13 protein-coding genes are annotated in these 15,625 nt (G+C 72.8%); 11 read left to right on the plus strand and 2 right to left on the minus strand.

The window, feature by feature from the left end; translation table 11 throughout:
- The first annotated feature begins 79 nt into the window (after positions 1 to 79).
- The 4 genes from ACFYVL_RS00930 (at position 80) to ACFYVL_RS00945 (ending at position 5,472) form a co-directional block, all read left to right on the plus strand.
- A complete protein-coding gene (locus tag ACFYVL_RS00930) occupies positions 80 to 1,297 on the plus strand; it encodes a 3-deoxy-7-phosphoheptulonate synthase (RefSeq protein ID WP_389240370.1) in 1,218 nt (405 codons plus the stop codon).
- On the plus strand, positions 1,294 to 3,288 hold the full coding sequence (locus ACFYVL_RS00935; RefSeq protein WP_389240372.1) for a chorismate-binding protein: 1,995 nt from the start codon (positions 1,294 to 1,296) through the stop codon (positions 3,286 to 3,288). Before ACFYVL_RS00930 ends, ACFYVL_RS00935 begins: the two co-directional genes overlap by 4 nt.
- Positions 3,281 to 3,883, plus strand: coding sequence for a flavin reductase family protein (locus ACFYVL_RS00940; RefSeq protein ID WP_389240374.1), 603 nt, complete (start codon positions 3,281 to 3,283; stop codon positions 3,881 to 3,883). The genes ACFYVL_RS00935 and ACFYVL_RS00940 overlap by 8 nt, the downstream gene beginning before the upstream one ends.
- Positions 3,884 to 3,978: 95 nt before the next feature.
- Entirely contained in the window at positions 3,979 to 5,472 is a 1,494-nt protein-coding gene (locus tag ACFYVL_RS00945) for a 4-hydroxyphenylacetate 3-hydroxylase family protein (RefSeq protein WP_389241290.1), read from the plus strand.
- A gap of 75 nt (positions 5,473 to 5,547) precedes the next feature.
- Here ACFYVL_RS00945 and ACFYVL_RS00950 read toward each other — a convergent pair whose 3' ends face one another.
- Entirely contained in the window at positions 5,548 to 6,252 is a 705-nt protein-coding gene (locus tag ACFYVL_RS00950; RefSeq protein ID WP_389240376.1) for an O-methyltransferase, read from the minus strand.
- Positions 6,253 to 6,446: 194 nt separating this feature from the next.
- Here ACFYVL_RS00950 and ACFYVL_RS00955 point away from each other — a divergent pair, with 194 nt between their 5' ends.
- The 7 genes from ACFYVL_RS00955 to ACFYVL_RS00985 all read left to right on the plus strand — a co-directional run bounded on the left by ACFYVL_RS00955 (position 6,447) and on the right by ACFYVL_RS00985 (position 14,347).
- Positions 6,447 to 6,950, plus strand: coding sequence for a VOC family protein (locus ACFYVL_RS00955; RefSeq protein WP_389240378.1), 504 nt, complete (start codon positions 6,447 to 6,449; stop codon positions 6,948 to 6,950).
- Positions 6,947 to 7,903: a hypothetical protein gene (locus tag ACFYVL_RS00960; protein ID WP_389240380.1), complete on the plus strand. Its 957-nt coding sequence runs from the start codon at positions 6,947 to 6,949 to the stop codon at positions 7,901 to 7,903. Before ACFYVL_RS00955 ends, ACFYVL_RS00960 begins: the two co-directional genes overlap by 4 nt.
- A gap of 81 nt (positions 7,904 to 7,984) precedes the next feature.
- Entirely contained in the window at positions 7,985 to 8,956 is a 972-nt protein-coding gene (locus ACFYVL_RS00965; protein ID WP_389240381.1) for an LLM class flavin-dependent oxidoreductase, read from the plus strand.
- Entirely contained in the window at positions 8,953 to 9,816 is an 864-nt protein-coding gene (locus tag ACFYVL_RS00970; protein ID WP_389240383.1) for a PhzF family phenazine biosynthesis protein, read from the plus strand. The genes ACFYVL_RS00965 and ACFYVL_RS00970 overlap by 4 nt, the downstream gene beginning before the upstream one ends.
- Positions 9,817 to 9,866: 50 nt before the next feature.
- Complete coding sequence (locus tag ACFYVL_RS00975; RefSeq protein WP_389240385.1) at positions 9,867 to 11,660, plus strand: gamma-glutamyltransferase family protein; 1,794 nt, start codon at positions 9,867 to 9,869, stop codon at positions 11,658 to 11,660.
- A 63-nt stretch (positions 11,661 to 11,723) separates the two neighbouring features.
- Positions 11,724 to 14,027: an ATP-binding cassette domain-containing protein gene (locus ACFYVL_RS00980; RefSeq protein WP_389240387.1), complete on the plus strand. Its 2,304-nt coding sequence runs from the start codon at positions 11,724 to 11,726 to the stop codon at positions 14,025 to 14,027.
- Positions 14,028 to 14,146: 119 nt separating this feature from the next.
- Positions 14,147 to 14,347 carry a 2-hydroxymuconate tautomerase gene (locus ACFYVL_RS00985; RefSeq protein ID WP_389240389.1) on the plus strand — a complete coding sequence of 67 codons (201 nt, stop codon included), beginning with the start codon at positions 14,147 to 14,149 and terminating at the stop codon, positions 14,345 to 14,347.
- A gap of 32 nt (positions 14,348 to 14,379) precedes the next feature.
- On the opposite strand, the gene ACFYVL_RS00990 is transcribed toward ACFYVL_RS00985, so the two are convergent.
- Entirely contained in the window at positions 14,380 to 15,564 is a 1,185-nt protein-coding gene (locus tag ACFYVL_RS00990; protein ID WP_389240390.1) for an FAD-dependent monooxygenase, read from the minus strand.
- Between the last annotated feature and the right edge of the window lie 61 nt (positions 15,565 to 15,625).

The following is a 15,625-nucleotide window of genomic DNA, read 5'->3' on the forward strand; positions in this document are numbered from 1 at the left end:
TCCTTCCCGCGGCTCCCCCCACCCAGACATCCGCAGGCGGCCACCCCCCACGGGCCGCCTCCGAACGAAGGCCGACAGCATGCCTCGACATCCCCTCCCCGGCGCCGGGCACGACCCGTTGATCGCCTCGATGGTGGCCGGGCTCCCCGCCCGCCAGCAGCCCCGGTGGCCCGACCGTTCCCTCCTGCCCCCGGTGCACGAACGGCTGGCCCGCGAGTCCCCGCTGGTGACCCACGCGAGCGTCCGCGAGCTGCATACGCTCCTCGCGCGGGCCGCCGAGGGCGAGTTCTGCCTCATCCAGGCCGGTGACTGCGTGGAGCTGACCACCGAGTGCGAACCCCGCGACGTGGCGCGCAAGGTGGAGATGCTCGACGTCCTGGGCGACGTCATGCGCACCGGCTCCGGGCTGCCCGTCGTACGCGTCGGGCGGATGGCCGGGCAGTTCGCCAAGCCCCGCTCCGACGACTGGGAGGCCGTGCCCGGCGGGCGGCTCCCGGTGTTCCGGGGGCCGGTCGTCAACGCGCCGGACGCCTGCGAGCAGGACCGCACCCCCGACCCGTCCCGCGTCGTCACCGGGCTGGAGGCCGCCCGCCGGGCGCACACCGCCCTCGACCGGCTCGGCCGCGGCGAGGGCGCCGCACCCGAGGACCGGGTGTGGACCAGCCACGAGGCGCTGCTGCTCGACTACGAACTCCCCCAGGTGCGGCGGCACGCGGACAACGGCAGCTATCTGGCGTCCACGCACTGGCCCTGGATCGGCGAGCGCACCCGGCAGGCCGACTTCGCGCACGTACGGCTGATGGCCGAGCTGGACAACCCGGTGGCCTGCAAGATCGGGCCGACGGCCACGGTCGACGAGGTGCTGGACCTGTGCGCGGTGCTCGACCCGCACCGCACCCCGGGGCGGCTGACCCTGATCGCCCGGTTCGGGGCGGGCCGGGTCGCCGGGCTGGCCCCGCTGGTGCGGGCGGTCCGGCAGGCCGGGCATCCGGTGCTGTGGATGTGCGACCCGATGCACGGCAACACCGTGAAGACGCCCGACGGGCTCAAGACGCGCCGCCTCGACGCGATCATGTCCGAGATCCGGCAGTGCGTGGACGTCCTGGCGCAGAACGCGCAGCGGTGCGCGGGCCTCCATCTGGAGGCCTCCCCCGACGACATCTCCGAGTGCGAGGGCGCGGGCCGCAGCCCGGCCCGCGGTACCGGCTACCGCAGTCTGTGCGACCCCCGGCTCAGTCTCGTCCAGGCCGTCGCCGCCGCCGCGCACTGGCGGCTGCCCGTGGGGGCGGTGGCATGACCGCGTCCCCCACCACCGCTCCGGCCGTGGCCCACGGCCTGCCGCTGCCGCCGCCGGGCCGGCCCTTCGCGGTGCTGCACCGCCCCGGCGCCGACCGTGCGGCCCCGGTGGAGATCCTCAGCGGCCCGGTACGGCGCGCGGAGAACCTGGACGCGCTCGGACTGGACCCGGACGGCACCGAGACCCTCGTCCTGGCCCCCTACCGGCAGATCCGGGAGCGCGGCTTCGCGCACCCCGACGACGGCGAGCCGCTGCTCGCCATGGAGGTGCGCGAGCACCGGCGCGTCCCCCTCGACCGGCTCCTGGCATGCCTGCCGGACCGGGCGCCGCAGGTGGAGGAGACCTGCTTCGACATCGACGACGACGGCTACGCGGCGGCGGTGGAGGGCATCGTCCACCGCGAGATCCACCGAGGCGAGGGCTCCAACTTCGTACTGGCCCGCAGTCTGCGCGGCAGGATCCGCGCCTTCGACCGCACCGCCGCCCTCGCGGTGCTGCGCGGGCTGATGACGGCGGAGACCGGCGCGTACTGGACGTTCCTGATCTTCACCGGGGACCGGTACCTCATCGGCTCCACCCCCGAGCAGCAGGTGCGGGTGCGGGGCGACCGGGTGGAGATGAACCCGATCAGCGGCACCTACCGGTACCCGCGGACCGGCGCCGACCTGCCGGGGCTGCTGCGCTTCCTGCGCGACCCCAAGGAGACCGACGAGCTGTACATGGTCGTCGACGAGGAACTCAAGATGATGGCGGCGCTGTGCCGCGACGGCGTACGGGTCAGCGGGCCGTCCCTGAAGTGGATGTCCCGCCTCGCGCACACCGAGTACTACCTCTCCGGGCGCTCGGACCGTCCGCTCACCGAGATCCTGCGCACCACGATGCCCGCGCCGACCGTGACGGGCAGCCCGGTGGAGAACGCCTGCCGGGTGGTCGAACGCTACGAGCCGCACGGCCGGGGCTACTACAGCGGGGTCGTCGCCCTGCTGGGGTGCGCGGGCGGGCGGCGGCGGATGGACGCGGCGCTGATGCTGCGCACCGCGGACCTCGGGGCGGACGGCACCGTACGGCTGACCGCGGGCGCCAGTGTCGTACGGGAGTCGGTGCCGGCGCACGAGACGGCGGAGACCACCGCCAAGCTGTCGGGCCTGCTGGACGCCCTGTCGGGGCGGCGGTCGGCGAAGGCCCCCGTCCCGGCGTCCGCCGCGGCTCTGGCCGAGGCGGGTCCGGTGCGCGGCGCGCTGGTCGCCCGCAACGAGGGCCTGGCGGAGTTCTGGCTGCACGGGACCCACGACACCTGCGCCGCCCGGTCCGTCGCGGGCACCGAGGTCTGTGTCGTCGAGGCCGAGGACGGCTTCACCGCGATGCTCGCCCACCAACTGCGGTCGCTGGGCTGCGCGGTGCGGCTGGTTCCCTGGCGCCGGGCGGCGCGCGCGGGTGTCGCCGGAGCGCCGGGCGTGGTGCTGCTCGGTCCGGGGCCGGGCGATCCGCGGGACACGGGCAACCCCCGGGTGCGCGCCCTGCGGGCAACGGCCGCCGAACGGCTCGCGGCCGGTCTGCCGCTGGCGGCGGTCTGCCTGGGGCACCAGGCGGTGTGCGCCCTGCTGGGGCTGAGGATGACCCGGCTGCCCGACCCGGCGCAGGGCAGACGGCTGCGGGTCCCGCTGTGGGGCAGGCAGCGCACGGCCGGTTTCTACAACAGCTACGTCGCACGGGCCGACGAGGACTGGCTGCGCCCGCGGGCGGGCGGCGGGCCGGTGCAGGTGCAGCGCGTCGGCGACGAGGTGGTCGCGCTGCGCGGGCCCGCCCTGGCCACGATCCAGTTCCACGCGGAGTCGTTCCTGACCGAGGACGGCCCCGGCATCCTGGCCGACCTGCTGACCGGCGCCCTGGCACCGGCCGCGGCGCGGCGGCCGGACGTCCACGACGGCAACGGGGCCGGTGTGCACGGCACCGGCCCCCGGGAGTCCAGGGGGACCCATGAGCATGCCTGAGCGAGGGGGCGTGGACACCGCGCCCCGCCCCATCGACCCACGTGCCCTGCGCAGTTGCATGGGCCAGTTCGCGACCGGGGTCACGGTGATCACCTGCCGTCGCGGCGACCTCGTGCACGGTACGACGGTCAACGCCTTCACCTCGGTGTCGCTGGACCCGCCGCTGGCGCTGGTGGCGCTGGACCGGCGCAGCCGGGCGGGCAGTCTGCTGCGGGAGAGCGGCGACTACGTCGTCAACATCCTCGACGCTTCGCAGCGCGACCTGGCGATGCACTTCGCCGGACGGCCCATGGCGGAGCCGGTGCCGTGGGTGGACGAGCAGGGCCCGCGCCCGCGGCTGGCGGGCACGGTGGCCCATCTGGTCTGCCGGCCCTGGCAGATCCACGACGGCGGCGACCACACGCTGCACATCGGAAGCGTCGAGGAGTTCGAGAGCCGCCCGGGTCGGCCGCTGCTGTTCCACGGCGGCGCCTTCCCGGAGCTGGTGCCGAACGCATCGCCCGTCGCCTGGTCGCTGTGCCTGGACGGCATGGACCCGGTGGCGCACCTCCCGGTACACGACGAGCCCAGCAGGGCGGACAGGACAGGGGACTGACGCACATGACGGACACGACGCACAGCACGGGCACGGCGGGCACCCCGGGTCCCGGCACCACCGGGGACACCGGACCGCGCCGCACGACGCGCCCGATGACCGGCGACGAGTACCTGGAGAGCATCCGCGACGGCCGGGAGATATGGGCGTACGGGGAGCGGGTCGACGACGTCACCAAGCACCCGGCGTTCCGCAACACGGCCCGGATGACCGCGCGGCTGTACGACGCTCTGCACGACCCGGAGCACCACGACACGCTGACCGCGCCGACGGACACCGGCAGCGACGGCTGGACGCACAAGTTCTTCCGGGTGCCGCGCAGTGTGGAGGACATGGTCGGCGACCGGGACGCGATCGCCCGGTGGGCCCGGATGACGTACGGCTGGATGGGCCGCAGCCCGGACTACAAGGCGAGCTTCCTGGTCACGCTGGGCGCGAACCCGGACTACTACGGGGAGTTCGCGGACAACGCCCGCCGCTGGTACGCGGAGGCCCAGGAGCGGGTGCTGTTCTGGAACCACGCGGTGATCAACCCGCCGGTGGACCGCAACCGGGCGCCGGACGAGGTCGGCGACGTGTTCGTGCACGTCGAGAAGGAGTGCGACGACGGCCTGGTGGTCAGCGGCGCGAAGGTGGTGGCCACGGGGTCGGCGCTGACCCACTTCAACTTCGTGGCGCACTACGGACTGCCGGTGAAGAAGAAGGAGTTCGCGCTCGTCGCCACCCTGCCGATGGACGCGCCGGGGGTGAAGCTGATCTGCCGTCAGTCGTACGAGCTGGCCGCGAACCGGATGGGCAGCCCGTTCGACTACCCGCTGTCGAGCCGCCTCGACGAGAACGACACCGTCTTCATCCTCGACAAGGTGAAGATCCCCTGGGAGAACGTCTTCATCTACGGCGACACCGCCAAGGCCGGCACCTTCCTGAACACGTCCGGGTTCACGCACCGGCTCACCTTCCACGGGGTGACCCGGCTCGCGGTGAAACTCGACTTCCTGGCCGGTCTGCTCCTGAAGGGGCTGGACGTGACCGGGACGAAGGATTTCCGGGGAATTCAGACCCGGGTGGGCGAGGTGCTCGCCTGGCGGAACATGTTCTGGGGTCTCAGCGACGCGATGGCGCACAATCCGAACGGCTGGCACGACGGCGGACTGCTGCCGAACCTGGATTACGGAATGGCGTACCGCTGGTTCATGACGATCGGATATCCGCGGGTCCGCGAGATCATTCTCCAGGACCTCAGCAGCGGTCTCATCTACTTGAATTCGCACGCCAAGGACTTCAGGAACCCCGAACTGCGGCCGCATCTGGACCGGTACATGCGGGGGTCCGGCGGCTACGACTCGGTGGAGCGGGTCAAGCTGATGAAGCTGATCTGGGACTCGGTGGGCACCGAGTTCGCGGGCCGCCACGAGCTGTACGAGCGCAACTACTCGGGCAACCACGAGAACGTGCGGATCGAGCTCCTGATGGCGCAGACGGCGTCCGGCCTGGTCGACGGCTACCGGGGCTTCGCCGAGGAGTGCATGGCGGAGTACGACCTGGACGGCTGGACGGCGCCGGACCTGATCGGGCCCGACCAGGCATGAGCGGCGGACGGCCCGGCGACGGGGGCGGCGGGTGTCCGTGCCGCCGCCCCCGGAGGGCCGGCCTCCTGCCGGGCGTCAGGGCAGGTCGGGCATCTGGGACCGGGTGTCGGGGGCGGGCAGGACCACGGCCAGGGTGAAGCCGTCGTAGCCCTTGGCGCCCACGGTCTGGATCGTGGTGGCGCTCACCCGGGGCTCCGCGGCCACCTTCTCGTGGAAGCGCCGCATTCCGCGGACGCCGCCGTCCGGGTTGTCGGCGTCGGCGACCGCACCGCCGAGCACCACGTTGTCGACGACGATCACGCTGCCGGGCCGGGAGAGTGCGAGTGCCCAGTCGAAGTACTCGGGGGTGTCGGGCTTGTTGGCGTCGATGAAGACCAGGTCGAAGGGCTGCTCCGCGGTCTTCGCGAGGTCGGGCAGGATGTCCAGCGCCCGTCCCACCTTCTGCTCGACACGGTCGGCGACGCCGGCCCGCGCCAGGTGCCCGGCGGCGGTCTCGGCGAACGAGCGCTCCCACTCGACGGTGACCAGCCGTCCGCCGGGCGGCAGCGCGCGGGCGAGCCAGATGGAGCTGTACCCGCCGAAGGTGCCTATCTCCAGAATGCGCTCGGCACGCTGGACGAGGGCCAGCAGATGCAGCAGCTTTCCCTGCGAACGGGAGACCCCGATATCGGGGAGGTCGAATCCGATGTGAGCCTGGGCGGCGGCGGCCAGTGCGGGGTCCTCGTCACCGAGAACCGCGTCCAAGTAGCCGTCCACCGCGCTCCATTGATTTTGTGTCATGACTCCAGTGTTCCCCGTGAGGAGGAAATTCGGTACCCGGACGGAAAAAATTCCGGAAAATCCACGGATTCACTTCTTCCACTTATTTCCGCCGGTTAGTGGACGAGATTTACGGGAAATCGCCTGCCTGAAAGAGAAAAGAACGCACCGCGCGACCCCTTCCGCCGTGACCGCACCGAGAGGAGCGCAGTACCTTGCCGCACACCGGGACCACGAAGGAGCGACCGACGAACCTCGACCTCGTGCCGGAACTGCACCATGTGGGAGTGCAGACGGACGACCTCGACAACTGCACAGCCTGGTACGAGGAGTTCTTCGGCTGCCGGAGCAACTGGACGCTGGACACCTTCTGCGACCTGACGCTGAGCCGCCTGCCCGGCATCACCCGGCTGACCGAGGTGACGGTGGCCGGTCTGCGCTTCCACCTCTTCGAACGCACCGGGCACGACGACGCCGTCCCCGGCGCCAACACCCGCCAGTTCCAGCACATCTGCCTGGCCACCGGCTCCCCCCAGGAACTGCGGGCCTGGCGCGAGCGCTGGCTGCGGCTGTACGAGTCCGGCCGCTTCGCCTTCGCCGGCGACGAGACGCCCACCGACATCGTCGTCGACGCGGACGGCGTCCAGAGCTGCTACGTCCTGGACGTCAACGGCCTGGAGTTCGAGTTCACCTACGCACCACCAGGAGGAGACCGATGAGCACGCGCGTCCACCGCACCGTCACCGAACTGCCGGTGCCCGACGACTGGGACTTCGGGGACTTCCCGTACGGCCTGGAGCCGCTGACCCTGCCCGAGCCGCCGACGCCGGGGACCGAGACCGCGATATCCGACGTGCGGCCCGCCGACCCCTGCCCCCCGGACCTCGGCGTTCGGGGCCCGCGGACCGGACCGGCCCTCGCCGCCGAGGAGATCTCCCACCAGCTGTTCTGGTTCCGCTGGATCACCGGCCACCAGGCGACCTTCGCCATCTGGCAGTTGACGGCGCACGCCCTGCACCAGGCCCGCTCCCGCACCGATCCCGCGCCCTCCCTGCGGGCGATGACGGACCTCACCGACGCCTACACCGCGATGCTGCTGTACACCAGCTCCTGCCCCGCCGACGTCTACACCGCCGTCATCCGGCCGAGCATGTACCTCCAGCACCGCGGCTTCAGCGGCACCTGGGCACCCGACTTCGTACCCGTTCGCTCGCTGCTGCGGGGGAAGAAGACCGAGTGGGAGGGGACACCGGAGGCCGAACGGCTGAAGAAGGCGGTGCGGATGTACCACACCGTGCACGCGGGGGTGGCGGCCAAGCTGGTGCCGGGCGGCCGGTCGCTGCTCCAGGAGTCGGCCGCGGAGATCACACCGACCCGCCCCGAGACCCAGGCGCTCATCTACGACCACTACTTCCTGACCCTGCGGGCGCCGGTCGACGCGACGGAACTGGTCGGCCAGTTGCGGTCCCGGCTGCGCGCGATCACCCAGGACGTGGCGGCCAACGGCCTCTATCCCGGCCTCACTCCGCAGGAGGACGCCGCCTTCCCCGAGGAACTGCGCGGCGAGGAGGTGCGCCGGGGCTACGAGGAGGGCTTCGCGACCGTCCTGGGCCGGATCGACACCGCCGCCGGGCAGCTCAGGCCGCGGGTGCTGCACCACAGCACGCCCTGACCGGACGGCGCCGGCCACGACGCAGCACGGCACGACGCAGCACGGCACGACGGAGGAACGACGAGCGAAGGAGGAGTACGCGTGCGGCACGGAGTGGTGATCCTGCCCGAGCGGCGCTGGTCGCGGGCGCGCGAACAGTGGGTCCTGGCCGAGCGCCTGGGCTTCGACCACGCCTGGACCTACGACCAGTTGATGTGGCGGTGGCTGCGGGACGAACCCTGGTTCTCCTGCGTCCCCACCCTGGCCGCCGCGGCGGCCGTCACCTCGCGGATCACGCTGGGCACGATGGTCGCCACACCCACCTACCGCCACCCGGTGGCGCTGGCCAAGGAGGTGATGTCGCTGGAGGACGTCGCCGGGGGCCGCTTCGTCTGCGGCCTGGGCGCCGGGGCGGGCGGCCTGGACGACCGGGTGGTGGACCCCACCGAGCGGACCCCGCACCAACGCGCCGACCGGTTCGCCGAGTTCGTCGAGGCGCTGGACCGGCTGCTGAGCCAACGGAGCACCTCGTACGCGGGTGAGTACTACGCCTTCGACGACGTGCCGGTGAACCCCGGATGCCTGACGCGGCCCCGGGTGCCGTTCGCCGTCGCCGCGACCGGCCCGCGCGGTATGCGGCTCGCGGCCCGGCGGGCGGACACCTGGGTCACCGCCGGTCCCCCGGGCCGCTTCGACGCCCTGCCCTACGAGAAGGCGCTGCCCGACATCGCCCGGCAGCTGGACCGGCTGGACACGGCGTGCGGGGCGACGGGCCGGGACCCGGCCACGCTGAACCGGCTGCTGCTGACCGGTGCCCTGGTCGGCGGGGTGCTCGACTCCGTCGAGTCCTACCGGGACGCGGTGGGCCGCTTCGGCGAACTGGGCATCACCGACCTGGTGGTGCACTGGCCGCGGGCCTCCTTCCCGTACCAGGGGGATGTGCGCGTGCTGGAGGCGGTGGCGGAGGAAGTGCTCGCCCCCGCGCGAAAGGCGTCGCCACCGGCCGGACCCGTGACGGCACCGCCGGGCGGCGGAGCGGGCACGGGCCCCCACGGACAAGGAGAGGAACGTTGATCGCGTACGAGATCGTCGACATGTTCACCGACACCCCCTACCACGGCTGTGCCCTCGGGGTGGTCCCCGACGCGGCCGGGCTCTCGACGGCGGACATGCTCGCCGTCGCCCGGGAGACCGCCCTGACCGAGACGGCCTTCGTGGTGCCGCCCGGCCTGCCGGGATCGACGTACGGAGTACGGGTGATGACACCGGCCGGCGAGTCGCCCTACGGCGGCCACAGCGCGGTCGGCACGGCCAGCACGCTGGTGCGCGCCGGACGGCTGGCCGCCGGAGAGGCCGTGCAGGAGTGCGGCGGACGGCAGCTCACCGTGATCGCGGGGGCCGACGGCTCCACCGCGTCCGTCGCGGGCGAGCCGCTCCTGCACCCGGAATGGGACCCCGCCCCGCTGCTGGCGGCCTGCGGTCTGACGGACACCGACCTGACCGGCACCCCGCACCTGACGGGCTTCGGACCGGCGTTCCACATCCTGCCGGTGAGCGCCGGGGCCCTGGCCCGCGCGGCGGCCGACCTGACGGACCCGGTCTGGGCGGACTGCGCGGACGCGGTGCTCCTCGCCTGGGACCCCGCGAGCCGCACCGCCGACGTCCGGGTGTTCGCCCCCGGCTACGGCATGCCCGAGGATCCCGCCTGCGCCTCCGCCGCGCTGGGGCTGGGCGTCTGGCTCGGCCGGGAGAAGGCGCTGCCCGGCACCGGAGGCCGACACCGCTACCAGGTCCGCCAGGGCACGGGCCTGGGCCGCCCCGCCACCCTCTCCTGCACCGTCGACCTCGCCGGGGGCCGGGCCCACGCCGCCACCGTCCACGGCCGGGTCACCGCCACCGCGTCCGGCCGGATGACACCCCCCGGACGCCCCTGAGCCGCCGTACCCCCGCGCGGCACGACCGCAGACCAGAAAGGATCTCCCCGGTGCTCTTCCGACCAGAACTGCACGGCACCCGCGGCGCCGTCGCCTCCACCCACTGGCTGGCCTCCACGGCGGGCATGTCCATGCTGAACCGCGGCGGCAACGCCTTCGACGCGGCGACCGCCGCCGCCTTCGTCATCCAGGTGGTGGAACCGCATCTCAACGGGCCGGGCGGCGACGTGCCGATCCTCGCCCACCGCTCCGGGAGCGGCTCGGTCGACGTCGTCTGCGGGCAGGGCCCGATGCCCGCGGCGGCGACCGTGGAGGCCTTCACCGAACGGGGGCTGGCCGTCGTCCCCGGTTCCGGACTGCTGCCCGCCGTCGTCCCCGGCGCCGTCGGCGCCTGGCTCCGGCTGCTGCAGGAGTACGGCACCCTGCCGCTGGAGGACGTGCTGGAGCCGGCCATCGGCTACGCGGAGGGCGGCTACCCGGTGCTGCCCAAGTGCGCCGCCATGATCGGCGCGCTCACGGAGCTGTTCCGCGACACCTGGCCGGAGTCGGGCCGCACCTATCTGCGCAACGGGGCGGCCCCGCGTGCCGGGGAGCGGGTCACCAACCCGGCGCTGGCGCGCACCTTCCGGCGGCTGGTCGCCGAGGCCAAGGCGGCAGGCAGGGACCGGGAGTCCCAGATCGACGCCGCGACGGAGGCGTTCTACGGCGGGTTCGTGGCGGAGGCGATCGACACCTATCTCGCGAAGGCCGAGGAGATGGACTCCACCGGCCGCCGCAACAGCGGCCTGCTCACCGGCGCGGACCTCGCGGCGTGGCGGCCGTCCGTGGAGCGGACCCTGAGCCTGGACCACCGGTCCCTCACCGTGCACAAGGCGGGTCCCTGGTCGCAGGGACCGGTCTTCCTCCAGCAGCTCGCCCTGCTGGCCGACGCCGACCTCTCCGCCGCGCCCGCGCACAGCGCGGAGTACGTCCACACGCTGGTCGAGGCCGCCAAGCTCGCCTTCGCCGACCGTGAGGCCTGGTACGGCGACCCGGAGCACGCGGATGTGCCGGTCGACGCCCTGCTGGACCCGGCGTACACCGCCGCGCGGCGGGCGCTGCTCGGCGCGCGGGCCTCGCGGGAGCTGCGCCCGGGGCGGCCCGGCGGGCGCGAGCCGCTGCTGCCGCCGCTGCACGACGAGAGCGTCGCGCCGGCGGACCCGGCCTGGCTGGGCGAGCTGGAACAGGGCATCCCGGCGATCATGAAGCTGACCGCGGCGACCGGCGACACGTGCTGCGTCAGCGCCACCGACACGGCGGGCAACATGGTGGTCGCCACGCCCAGCGGCGGCTGGCTGAAGAGCTCCCCGGTGGTGCCGGGGCTCGGCTTCCCGCTGGGCACCCGGGGGCAGATGGCCACCCTCACCCCCGGCCACCCGAACACGGTGGCGCCGGGCAAGCGCCCGCGGACCACGCTCAGTCCGACCCTGGTCCTGCGGGACGGCCGCCCGTACCTGGCGTTCGGGACCCCGGGCGGCGACCAGCAGGACCAGTGGACGCTGAGCTTCTTCCTGCACCACACGGAGCACGGGATGGGCCCGCAGGCGGCGATCGAGGCGCGCACCTTCCACACCGACCACGTGCCCACCTCCTTCGCCCCGCGCAGGTTCCGCCCGGGGACGGTGGTCCTGGAGGGCGGCTGGCCCGCGGCGGAGGTCGAGGCGCTGCGGCAGCGGGGACACAAGGTGGACCTGGTGGCCGACTACTCGCTCAGCAAGGTGTGCGCCACCGGTCTCACCGGGGACGGACTGGTGCTCGGCGCGGCCAGTCCGCGCGGTGCGCAGGCGTACGCGGTCACGGGGTAGCAGAGGAGGACATGGAATGGTTTCCCCTGGGAAACCACCCGTCCACATGCGGAAGGTGCTGACATGGCGGCTCACCGGAAGAACCACGACGAGGACTTCATCGTGCTGGGCGAGGCCCGGCAGAACAATCTCAAGGGCATCGACCTGCGCATCCCCAAGGGGAAGCTGACCGTCTTCACCGGGGTCTCCGGGTCGGGAAAGTCCTCGGTGGTCTTCGACACGCTGGCGATCGAGTCGCAGCGGCAGCTCAACGAGACCCTGCCGGCCTTCGTCCGCAACCGGATGCCCAAGCACGAGAGGCCGGACGCGGAGGTGATGGAGAACCTCTCCACGGCGATCGTCGTCGACCAGCGGCCGGTCGGCGGCAACGCCCGCTCCACGGTCGGCACGATGACCGAGATCCTGCCCGCACTGCGGGTGCTGTTCTCCCGCGCGGGCACGCCCAGCGCGGGCCCCTCCCACATGTACTCGCCCAACGACCCGCGCGGCATGTGCGAGGAGTGCCAGGGCCTCGGTACGACGGTCCGCCTGGAACTGAGCAAGCTGCTCGACGAGGACAAGAGCCTCAACGAAGGCGCCATCCGCTTCCCGTCGTTCGCGGTCGGCACCTTCCAGTGGCAGCTGTACGGCGAGTCCGGGCTCTTCGACCCCGACAGGCCGGTGCGCGAATTCTCCGCGAAGGACCGCGAACTGCTGCTGCACGGCAAGGGGTTCACCGTCGACCGGGCAGGCCGCAACGGCGTCTACAAGAACGAGTACGAGGGCATCGTCGAGCGCTTCACCCGCCGCTACATCACCCCCGGCCTCGACAACGCGAAGAGCAAGGAGCGCGCGGAGATCGAGCGGGTGGTGACCCAGGGCCCCTGCGACGTCTGCCACGGCGGCCGGCTGAACGAGGCCGCCCTCGCCTCGCGCATCGACGGCGACAACATCGCGGACTTCTCGGCCATGGAGATCACCGACCTGATCGAACGGCTCGCCCGGATCGACGCACCCTCCGTCAAGCCGGCCGTGACGGCCGCGCGGGCCGCACTGGAGCGCGTCCGGTCGGTCGGGCTCGGCTATCTGAGCCTCGGACGGCAGACCAGGACCCTGTCCGGCGGCGAGGCCCAACGGCTCAAAATGGTGCGCCACCTGGGCAGCAGCCTGACCGGGCTGACGTACATCTTCGACGAGCCCAGCGTCGGCCTGCACCCCCGCGACGTACAACGGCTGAACGACATCCTGCTCGCCCTGCGCGACAAGGGGAACACCGTGCTGGTCGTGGAGCACGACCGGGACGTCATCGCGATCGCCGACCACGTCGTCGACATGGGCCCCGGCGCCGGACGCGACGGCGGCGAGGTCACGTTCGAGGGCACCCCGGCGGGGCTGCGCCGCTCCCGCACCGTCACCGGGAAGCAGCTGCGGAGCGTCACCGGGCTGAAGGAGACGGTCCGCTCCCCCACCGGCGAGCTGACCGTCCGGGCGGCGAAGCTGCACAATCTGCGGGACGTCACGGTCGGCTTCCCCACCGGGGTGCTCACCGCGGTGACCGGCGTGGCGGGTTCCGGCAAGAGCACTCTCGTATCGCAGGCGTTCGTCGCACAGCACCCCGAGGCGGTGGTCATCGACCAGTCGTCGGTGGGCATCTCCTCGCGGTCCAACCCGGCGACGTACACCGACATCATGGACCGGCTGCGGCAGCGGTTCGCGAGTGCCTCGGGCGAGAAGCCGGGGCTGTTCAGCTTCAACTCCGAGGGCGCCTGTCCGGAGTGCGGCGGCAAGGGCGTCATCGAGACCGACCTCGCCTTCATGGACCCGGTGACCACGGTGTGCGAACGCTGCGACGGGCACCGGTTCAACGACGAGGCGCTGCGCCACACCGTGCGCGGCCGGACGGTCGTCGACGTCCTCGCCATGACCGCCGAGGAGGCTTCGGACTTCTTCGACGACGCGCCCGTACGGAGCAGGCTGGCCCTCCTCACCGAGGTCGGACTCGGCTACCTCACCCTGGGCCAGCCGTTGTCCACGCTCTCCGGCGGCGAGCGGCAGCGGCTCAAGCTGGCGCACCGTCTGAAGGAGACCGGCACCGTCTACGTCTTCGACGAGCCGACCACGGGGCTGCACATGAGCGACACGCGCCGGCTGCTGGGCCTGTTCGACCGGCTGGTGGACGGCGGCAACACGGTGCTGGTGATCGAGCACGACCTCGATGTCGTCAAGCACGCCGACTGGGTGGTGGACCTGGGCCCGGAGGCGGGCAGCCAGGGCGGCCGGGTGGTGTTCGAGGGCACGCCCGCCGAACTGGCCGGGGCGAAGGACTCGCACACGGGCCGCAGCCTCGCCGCCGACCTGCGGACCGCCCGCGGGCAGACGTCGTCCTGACACCACGCTCCGCACCGCGACGCGAGGTCGTCCCGGGACCGCTCCGGAAATCCGCCCGCGGACCGCAGCGGAACTCAGCCCCAGAACCGCGACAAGAGCGCAGACGGAAGGAGTCGGAGATGCCCCTCATCCGCGTCACCGTGCTGGAGGGCAGGTCCCCGCAGGAGGTGGCCGCGCTCGCCGAGGCGCTCACGGCCGCCGCGCACGAGACGCTCGGCACACCGGCCGAGGCAGTCCGGGTGATCGTGGAGGAGACGCCGCCGGACCATTGGTTCGTGGGTGGCCGGTCCATGGCCGAACGCCGCGCCTCCCCCTCATGACGCTCCCCGCCGGGGCGGGCGGGGCCGCCGGTTCAGCGGACGGCGGCCCCGCGCGGGCTGCGGTCGGCGCGTGCGAAGCGGTCCCGTACCCGCTCGACGCGCTCCGGGGACCAGGACGCCAGGTCGTCGCGGGTGAGCCGGCCGCTGCGGGTGATCAGGTGGGCGTTGAACTCCTCCGGTGCGAGATCCCCGTACCGCTCCAGTTCCTCGAACCACTCCTGGCTCGTGCGCGCGGTGCGCTGCATGGCCTCGACCTCCGGCAGGCGCGCGGCCTCGTAGGCGGCGAGCGCTTCGGGAACCGTCCCGTGGTCGTCCAGGGCCAGGGCGAGCGCCAGCCCGTCCTCCATGGCGAGCCGGGTGCCCGAGCCGACGGAGAAGTGGGTGGTGTGCGCGCTGTCGCCGAGGAGGGCGATACGGCCATGGCTCCAGCGCCGGTTGCGGACGGAGACGAAGCGGCCCCAGCGCGACCGGTTGGTGCGCAGCCCGTGCCCCTCCAGGACGTCGGCGAAATGGTCGGCGAGCCGGTCGGTGTCGCTCCTCCCCGAGGCGTCCGGCGCGTCGGCGTCGCCCTCGGTGAACCCGGCCGCCTCCCACACCCGGTCGTCGACCTCGGCGATGAAGGTGCTGAGACCGGGTGCGTAGGGATAGGCGTGGGCGTGCAGCGTGCCGTGCTCCGTCTCGGCGACGGCGAAGGTCAGGGCGGTGAAGACCCGTTCGGTGCCGAGCCACAGGTAACGGGAACCGCGTCGGGTGCTCTGCGTGCCGAACTCCTCCCGACGGGCCTCGCGGGTCGCGGAGTTGACGCCGTCGGCCGCCACCACCAGGTCGTACGTCCGGGCCAGCTCGTCCGCCTCGGGCGCACGGGTGCCGTGGCGGACGGTGACGCCGAGGTCGGCGCAGCGCTCGCGCAGCAGGGCGAGCAGGGCGCGGCGGCCGATCGCCGAGAAGCGGTAGCCGCCGTTGCGCGAGGTGTGGCCCCGGTGGTGGACGTCGATCCTCGACCAGTGGGCGCATTGGGCGCCGAGCGCTGCGAACAGCGCGGGGTCGGCCGCCTCGATGCCGCCGAGCGCCCCCTCCGAGAAGACGACGCCGAAACCGAAGGTCTCGTCGGGGGCGTTCACCTCCCACACGTCGATCTCGCTTCCCGGCTTCAGCCGTTTGACGAGGGCGGCCGTGTAAAGGCCGCCGGGTCCGGCTCCGCTGATCGCGATTCGCATGACACCTCACGGGTACTCGGTCGGCTGGCGGGGGTGCGCGCGGGAGGCGGCGAGCGGCCTC

The organism is Streptomyces sp. NPDC004111, from assembly GCF_042874215.1.
Lineage (GTDB): Bacteria > Actinomycetota > Actinomycetes > Streptomycetales > Streptomycetaceae > Streptomyces.

Bases quoted from the DNA above. Each gene is read 5' to 3' on its own strand.
- ACFYVL_RS00930 (WP_389240370.1), top strand. From the start codon at position 80: ATGCCTCGACATCCCCTCCCCGGCGCCGGGCACGACCCGTTGATCGCC.
- ACFYVL_RS00935 (WP_389240372.1), top strand. From the start codon at position 1,294: ATGACCGCGTCCCCCACCACCGCTCCGGCCGTGGCCCACGGCCTGCCG.
- ACFYVL_RS00940 (WP_389240374.1), top strand. From the start codon at position 3,281: ATGCCTGAGCGAGGGGGCGTGGACACCGCGCCCCGCCCCATCGACCCA.
- ACFYVL_RS00945 (WP_389241290.1), top strand. From the start codon at position 3,979: ATGACCGGCGACGAGTACCTGGAGAGCATCCGCGACGGCCGGGAGATA.
- ACFYVL_RS00950 (WP_389240376.1), bottom strand. From the start codon at position 6,252: ATGACACAAAATCAATGGAGCGCGGTGGACGGCTACTTGGACGCGGTT.
- ACFYVL_RS00960 (WP_389240380.1), top strand. From the start codon at position 6,947: ATGAGCACGCGCGTCCACCGCACCGTCACCGAACTGCCGGTGCCCGAC.
- ACFYVL_RS00980 (WP_389240387.1), top strand. From the start codon at position 11,724: ATGGCGGCTCACCGGAAGAACCACGACGAGGACTTCATCGTGCTGGGC.
- ACFYVL_RS00985 (WP_389240389.1), top strand. From the start codon at position 14,147: ATGCCCCTCATCCGCGTCACCGTGCTGGAGGGCAGGTCCCCGCAGGAG.
- ACFYVL_RS00990 (WP_389240390.1), bottom strand. From the start codon at position 15,564: ATGCGAATCGCGATCAGCGGAGCCGGACCCGGCGGCCTTTACACGGCC.